A 7,226-nucleotide genomic window follows, 5' to 3' on the forward strand; every position below is an offset into this window, starting at 1 on the left:
GGAATGAAGCTGTTAGTTGTCGGTTCGGGTGGTCGTGAACATGCGATTGCTAAGAAGTTGCTTGAGTCAAAAGACGTTGAAAAAGTATTTGTAGCTCCTGGGAATGATGGGATGACTCTGGATAGTTTGGAATTGGTAAATATCTCTATTTCCGAACATTCTAAATTGGTTGAGTTTGTAAAAGCCAACGATGTTGCTTGGACCTTTATAGGGCCAGATGACGCCCTTGGGGCTGGTATCGTGGATGATTTCCATGCAGCTGGTCTCAAAGCCTTTGGTCCGACAAGATTGGCAGCGGAGCTGGAGTGGTCCAAGGATTTTGCCAAGGAAATCATGGTCAAATACGGCGTTCCGACGGCAACCTATGGCACATTCTCGGACTTTGAGGAAGCCAAGGTCTATATCGAAAAGCAGGGGGCGCCTATTGTAGTCAAGGCGGATGGTTTGGCCCTTGGGAAAGGTGTCGTTGTTGCGGAGACGGTTGAGCAAGCAGTCGAAGCAGCTCACGAGATGCTTTTGGACAATAAATTTGGTGACTCAGGTGCGCGTGTGGTTATTGAGGAATTCCTTGAAGGAGAGGAATTTTCACTCTTTGCCTTTGTCAATGGTGATAAGTTCTACATTATGCCAACGGCTCAGGACCACAAACGTGCCTACGATGGCGACAAGGGCCCTAACACAGGTGGGATGGGTGCCTATGCGCCAGTTCCACACTTGCCACAGAGTGTAGTTGATACAGCAGTTGAGACTATTGTCAAGCCAGTCCTTGAGGGCATGATTCAAGAAGGTCGTCCTTATCTGGGTATCCTTTACGCAGGGCTTATCTTGACAGCTGATGGACCCAAAGCCATCGAGTTCAACGCTCGGTTCGGAGATCCTGAAACGCAAATCATCTTGCCTCGTCTGACATCTGACTTTGCACAAAATATTACGGATATTCTGGATGGCAAGGAGCCAACCATCACCTGGACAGACAAGGGTGTGACTCTGGGTGTGGTTGTCGCATCCAAGGGCTACCCGCTAGATTATGCAAAGGGTGTCGAGTTGCCAGCCAAGACAGAAGGAGACATCATCACCTACTATGCAGGTGCTAAGTTTGCGGAAAATAGCAGAGCACTGCTCTCAAACGGTGGACGTGTCTATATGCTCGTTACCACAGCAGACACCGTTAAAGAAGCCCAAAGTACCATCTATCAAGAACTCGCTCAACAAAAAACAGAAGGTCTCTTCTATCGAACAGATATCGGAAGCAAGGCGATAAAAGATTAACAGATACTAAATTTGTCAATGGCGAGCGAAAGCTAGCTAATATAGAACAATCACCGTCGTTGTGAAAGAACGATTGAATGACAATCCAATCGTTCAGGGAAATTGGAAGACCTTGGGCTTCCAATTTAGGCATGAGACACCTTTGGTGGCTGCTGCCGTCCCTCACAACCTAAGGTGATTGAAAAAAGAAAGGAAAGAAAAGGAAATTATGACCAAACCAATTATTTCCATCATCATGGGATCAAAATCCGACTGGGCAACCATGCAAAAAACAGCAGAAGTCCTAGACCGCTTCGGTGTAGCCTACGAGAAGAAGGTTGTCTCTGCCCATCGCACACCTGATCTCATGTTCAAGCATGCCGAAGAAGCGCGTAGTCGTGGTATCAAGGTCATCATCGCAGGTGCAGGTGGCGCAGCTCATTTGCCAGGTATGGTAGCTGCCAAAACAACCCTTCCAGTTATTGGTGTACCAGTCAAATCACGCGCGCTTAGTGGCGTGGACTCGCTCTATTCTATCGTTCAGATGCCGGGTGGGGTACCTGTTGCGACAATGGCTATCGGTGAAGCTGGTGCGACAAACGCAGCCCTCTTTGCCCTCCGTCTTCTTTCAGTAGAGGATCAGGCTATCGCGACAGCTTTAGCAGATTTCGCAGAAGAACAAGGAAAAATCGCAGAGGAGTCTACAAATGAGCTCATCTAAAACAATCGGAATTATCGGTGGTGGTCAACTGGGTCAGATGATGGCCATTTCTGCTATCTACATGGGCCACAAGGTTATCGTGCTGGATCCTGCGGCGGATTGCCCGGCCTCTCGCGTGGCGGAAATCATCGTGGCTCCTTATAATGACGTGGATGCTCTGCGTCAGTTGGTTGAGCGTTGCGATGTCCTCACCTATGAGTTTGAAAATGTCGATGCTGACGGTTTGGATGCTGTCATCAAGGATGGTCAACTTCCTCAAGGGACAGACCTGCTTCGTATTTCCCAAAATCGCATCTTTGAAAAGGACTTCCTCTCAAACAAGGCACAAGTTACCGTGGCACCCTACAAGGTTGTGACCTCTAGCCAAGATTTGGCAGATATCGACTTGTCCAAAAACTATGTCCTCAAGACCGCGACAGGTGGCTACGATGGGCATGGACAAAAGGTCATTCGCTCGGAATCAGACTTGGAAGAAGCCTATGTGCTAGCAGATTCAGCAGCCTGCGTTTTGGAAGAATTTGTCAACTTTGACCTTGAAATTTCTGTCATCGTGTCAGGAAATGGCAAGGATGTGACAGTTTTCCCAGTTCAGGAAAATATCCATCGCAACAACATCCTGTCTAAGACAATCGTTCCAGCCAGCATTTCAGATAGTCTGGCCGAAAAAGCCAAAGCCATGGCAGTGCGAATAGCAGAACAACTCAACTTGTCTGGAACTCTCTGCGTGGAAATGTTTGCGACAGCTGACGACATCATTGTCAACGAGATTGCTCCACGACCACACAACTCGGGGCATTATTCAATTGAAGCCTGCGATTTCTCGCAGTTTGATACCCATATTCTGGGCGTTCTGGGAGCACCATTACCAACCATCCAACTGCATGCGCCTGCTGTTATGCTTAATGTCCTCGGCCAGCATGTCGAGGCTGCTGAAAAATATGTCACAGAAAATCCAAGCGCTCACCTCCACATGTATGGTAAAATAGAAGCGAAGCACAACCGCAAGATGGGACATGTGACTTTGTTTAGTGATGTACCAGATGAGGTTGAGGAGTTTGGGGAAGGAAAGAATGAGTAATAAAGTTGATTTCAATGATTTGAAGAATATTGACTATGGGTTTAATAAACTATCTAAACTAAATCAAAAACCAGTTTTATTTGTTGGTTCAGGTTTATCTCAGAGATATTTGAAATCTCCTACTTGGTGGGGGTTACTAGAAAAAATCTCTGAAGAACTAGAAATAGATAAAAGTTTATTGGAGAGATGGACCAGTGATAATTATGAAGAAATTGCGGAAAGACTAGAAGCAATTTGTTTTACAATGTTAAAAAAAGAATCATTATTAGAAAGCGATGATATAAGAATCCCTTTCAGAGAGTTGATTGCTCAAATATTGAAGAAATATACGGTTGACAATTCTGAATATGAGAAAGAAATTTCAACACTTGGTGGTATTGATTACCAAAAATTAATCACAACAAACTATGATTCCTTGCTGGAGAAGAGTATTTTCAACATTAAAAATGAGGAGATTTATATTCACAATGATGATTTGTTCTCTTCCGAGACAAAAAATAAAAAACTTTATAAGATTCATGGTTCTATAGACAAACCGTCATCTATGATTATTACAAAATCTGATTACGACCAATTTTTTGAAAAAAGTAAGTATATATATTCCAAGTTGTTAACGATGTTTGTAGAATCTCCTATAATATTTTTAGGCTATAGTTTGAGTGATAGAAATATTAAGGACATACTTACGACTTTGACTGCAACGTTAAGTCAAAAAGACTTAAAACAATTTCAAGAACGAGTATATATTATTTCATATTCTTCCGATGATAAGCCAGAGTACTTTTTGGAGAAAGAAGAGTTAGCTCTTCTAAATGGATTGCTCATTAATGTGAATATTTTTTACTTAAGAAACAATTATCAACAATTGTATGAAGTATTGAGGGATATCTCATTACAGTCTTCTGATTTAGAATTTGCAGTTTCAAAGAATGATGTTGTCAACCATTTTATCATTCCACTTTATGAGGGTCAGGATTATCCGGAAGTGGTTATGAGAGAGTTGCTTCAAAATGCTATGGATGCATGTAAAATAGTTAAGAGGGACTATAATATAAAAATCTCTGTAGAGGAAGAAGATGGAAAAATATTTTTATCGATTCTAGACAACGGTATAGGTATGTCTATAGCTGATATAAAGAATTATTATTTGACCATTGGAAAATCTGGAAAAAGAGAAGTAAGTAATGTAGATGATTTAGTGGGACATTTTGGAATAGGTGCATTGTCAATGTTTCTAATTTCTGATTCAATCTTTGTGCAGACTAAGAAGAGTGGAGACAGTCCGATTTCATTTAGGATGTATACAGATTCTACTAAATCAAGTAAAGAAGTTCAGCTTGAGAATACCACACGATATTATGAAGATGATTCATATACATTTGTTCGGTTGGAATTGAAAAAAGAATATGGAGATGCACTAAAAAAAGGAAAAGATACATCAGAATTTTTGGAATATTTTGGTTTATTCGATGTTACTCGAGGAGGAGATATAAGTTTTGATGTCACTACGAATAAAACTAACTTTTCCCATTGCTTCAAAAAAATAAATTTAGATGATTTTATTTGTATTTCGGAAAAACCGTACAAAATTTTTATGTATTCTAAGAATATAGATAATTTGAAAGAGAATGATTTAAATTCTTTAGCGAATCATATTTTATATGGGGATATGCTTGTGAAAGTTATCTACAATGATTACTATGATGACAGTTATTGGATTCATTCGAAAAAATCTCTGAAGTCACTAGTAAAAATTAGAAATTTACCTTTAATTATATTAGAGAAAACACAAGGTGTTGATATTCCACTTGACAGAAGATTTATTAATTTACCAGAAAGTATCGTAACACAAATAGAAAATGAGTATGATAGATTAAATTTACCTAAATATCTACAGGAATTAGACTTAATTTGTGAAAATTCGATACCAATGCCTGATTTTTATTCTGTAAGTCCTTATTCTCACTTTGAATATGTAATGAAATTTCGTAAAATGTTGGCAAATTGGTATGTAAAATCAGGTAAAGTTCACTTAACTATATCCTATACTAATATTTTTTACATATCATCAAATAAAGTTGATAAAGTGGTAAGTACAGTTTTTTATGATAAAAAGGTAATTCTTAAGAAAAACTCACATGAAAATATTTCTGATATTTCGAATTCTATTGAAAATAATAATATTGTCGCTCTATCTAAAAACTATATTAAAGATAATGTGATCAATATCAAGAATCAGAATGTTGGCTTTAGAGGAGAAGCAATTAGAAAGATATTAAACCGATTTTGTTTCTCACATGAAAATTTTAAAAAGTTGAAAACTCCATCAGAAATAAAAAGATTTATAATAGACCATGGGACGGAGATTGATGCATTTTTTGAAGAAAAATACAAGAACAATATTTTGTGGTTTGATGATAGTTATCAAGAAAGTGACTTATTCTTAGATGATAATGATGACTTATTTATAACAAAACGACTGCTCAAAGGTAATAAGAATGTTGAGATTTTAAAGGATATTTTTCAAAAAAATCCTTACAAAAACATTATTTTAGATGAGGGAGAAACAACATGATCAACCGTTATTCACGCCCAGAAATGGCGAACATTTGGAGTGAAGAAAATAAATACCGTGCTTGGCTTGAGGTGGAAATCTTGGCTGACGAGGCATGGGCTGAATTGGGGGAAATCCCTAAGGAAGATGTGGCTTTGATCCGCGAAAAAGCGGACTTTGATATCGACCGTATTTTGGAGATTGAGCAGGAGACTCGCCATGACGTAGTGGCTTTTACGCGTGCGGTTTCTGAGACGCTTGGTGAAGAGCGTAAGTGGGTTCACTATGGCTTGACTTCTACTGACGTGGTGGACACGGCCTACGGTTACCTCTACAAGCAGGCCAACGACATCATTCGTCGCGACCTTGAAAACTTCACTAACATTATCGCTGACAAGGCTAAGGAGCACAAGTTCACCATCATGATGGGGCGTACCCACGGTGTGCACGCTGAGCCGACAACTTTTGGTCTTAAATTAGCGACTTGGTACAGTGAAATGAAGCGTAACATCGAGCGTTTCGAGCATGCAGCTGCTGGTGTGGAAGCTGGTAAGATTTCTGGTGCGGTTGGGAACTTTGCTAATATCCCACTATTTGTAGAGCAATACGTCTGTGACAAGCTTGGTATCCGTGCTCAAGAAATCTCTACACAGGTACTTCCTCGTGACCTTCATGCTGAGTACTTTGCGGTTCTTGCCAGCATCGCGACTTCAATCGAACGTATGGCGACTGAGATTCGTGGTTTGCAAAAATCTGAGCAACGCGAAGTGGAAGAGTTCTTTGCCAAAGGTCAAAAAGGTTCATCTGCAATGCCTCACAAACGTAACCCTATCGGTTCTGAGAACATGACAGGTCTTGCGCGTGTTATCCGTGGTCACATGATTACGGCTTATGAGAACGTGGCTCTCTGGCACGAACGTGACATCTCTCACTCATCAGCTGAGCGCATCATCACACCAGATACGACCATTTTGATTGACTACATGCTTAACCGTTTTGGAAATATCGTCAAGAACTTGACGGTCTTCCCAGAAAACATGATCCGCAACATGAACTCTACGTTTGGTCTTATCTTTAGCCAACGTGCCATGTTGACCTTGATTGAAAAAGGTATGACCCGTGAGCAAGCTTATGACTTGGTACAACCAAAAACAGCCTACTCTTGGGACAATCAAGTCGACTTTAAACCGCTTCTCGAAGCAGATCCAGAGGTAACTTCTCGCCTCACTCAAGAAGAAATCGACGAAATTTTCAACCCTCTTTATTACACTAAACGAGTGAATGATATCTTTGAACGTCTTGGTTTAGGATAATTAGAATAAAAATCGAATTTCTATTACTCTATTTATAGGAGTAGAAGAACTTCGATTTTTATTTTTTCTTCAAGTACTTTTGATAAAAATTACCTATATTTTAGTAAAAATTAAACAAATTTAGTCTATCTTAATTGACATATAGAAAATACATTTTTAATGTCATATAATAAACATAGAAAAAAGCCCAAGCAAGGCTCGAGCCTACTGAAAAAGTCATCAAATTGATGGCTTTTTTGTTATACTAGAGATGAGGTGAAATGATGCTTGATAATCAGTTAACTATGGATGTCAGTCCTTATTCTAGTTTGT

The 7,226-nt window shown here is 39.8% G+C and carries 6 protein-coding genes; all 6 read left to right on the forward strand.

Translation table 11 applies throughout. From position 1 onward, the window contains the following. Window positions 1–3 precede the first annotated feature (3 nt). On the forward strand, window positions 4–1,269 hold the full coding sequence (gene purD / locus K4Z77_RS08570) for a phosphoribosylamine--glycine ligase (protein ID WP_224219049.1): 1,266 nt from the start codon (window positions 4–6) through the stop codon (window positions 1,267–1,269). Between the two features lie 61 nt (window positions 1,270–1,330). Then, window positions 1,331–1,447, forward strand: a complete 117-nt coding sequence (locus tag K4Z77_RS08575; RefSeq protein WP_078137223.1) for a phosphoribosylaminoimidazole carboxylase — start codon at window positions 1,331–1,333, stop codon at window positions 1,445–1,447. 30 nt (window positions 1,448–1,477) lie between these two features. Beyond that, a complete protein-coding gene (purE, locus tag K4Z77_RS08580; RefSeq protein ID WP_049509947.1) occupies window positions 1,478–1,969 on the forward strand; it encodes a 5-(carboxyamino)imidazole ribonucleotide mutase in 492 nt (163 codons plus the stop codon). Next, a complete protein-coding gene (purK, locus tag K4Z77_RS08585) occupies window positions 1,956–3,047 on the forward strand; it encodes a 5-(carboxyamino)imidazole ribonucleotide synthase (protein ID WP_224219050.1) in 1,092 nt (363 codons plus the stop codon). Before purE ends, purK begins: the two co-directional genes overlap by 14 nt. Further along, window positions 3,040–5,622, forward strand: a complete 2,583-nt coding sequence (locus K4Z77_RS08590) for an SIR2 family protein (RefSeq protein WP_224219051.1) — start codon at window positions 3,040–3,042, stop codon at window positions 5,620–5,622. Before purK ends, K4Z77_RS08590 begins: the two co-directional genes overlap by 8 nt. Next, window positions 5,619–6,914, forward strand: a complete 1,296-nt coding sequence (purB, locus tag K4Z77_RS08595) for an adenylosuccinate lyase (protein WP_224219052.1) — start codon at window positions 5,619–5,621, stop codon at window positions 6,912–6,914. Before K4Z77_RS08590 ends, purB begins: the two co-directional genes overlap by 4 nt. The last annotated feature ends 312 nt before the right edge of the window (window positions 6,915–7,226 follow it).

It is taken from the genome of Streptococcus mitis subsp. hohhotensis (assembly GCF_020089495.2).
GTDB lineage: Bacteria > Bacillota > Bacilli > Lactobacillales > Streptococcaceae > Streptococcus > Streptococcus hohhotensis.

Excerpts from the sequence above, each read along its gene's own strand:
- purD (WP_224219049.1), top strand. The coding sequence starts at position 4 with ATGAAGCTGTTAGTTGTCGGTTCGGGTGGTCGTGAACATGCGATTGCT.
- purE (WP_049509947.1), top strand. The coding sequence starts at position 1,478 with ATGACCAAACCAATTATTTCCATCATCATGGGATCAAAATCCGACTGG.
- purB (WP_224219052.1), top strand. The coding sequence starts at position 5,619 with ATGATCAACCGTTATTCACGCCCAGAAATGGCGAACATTTGGAGTGAA.
- K4Z77_RS08590 (WP_224219051.1), top strand. The coding sequence starts at position 3,040 with ATGAGTAATAAAGTTGATTTCAATGATTTGAAGAATATTGACTATGGG.
- purK (WP_224219050.1), top strand. The coding sequence starts at position 1,956 with ATGAGCTCATCTAAAACAATCGGAATTATCGGTGGTGGTCAACTGGGT.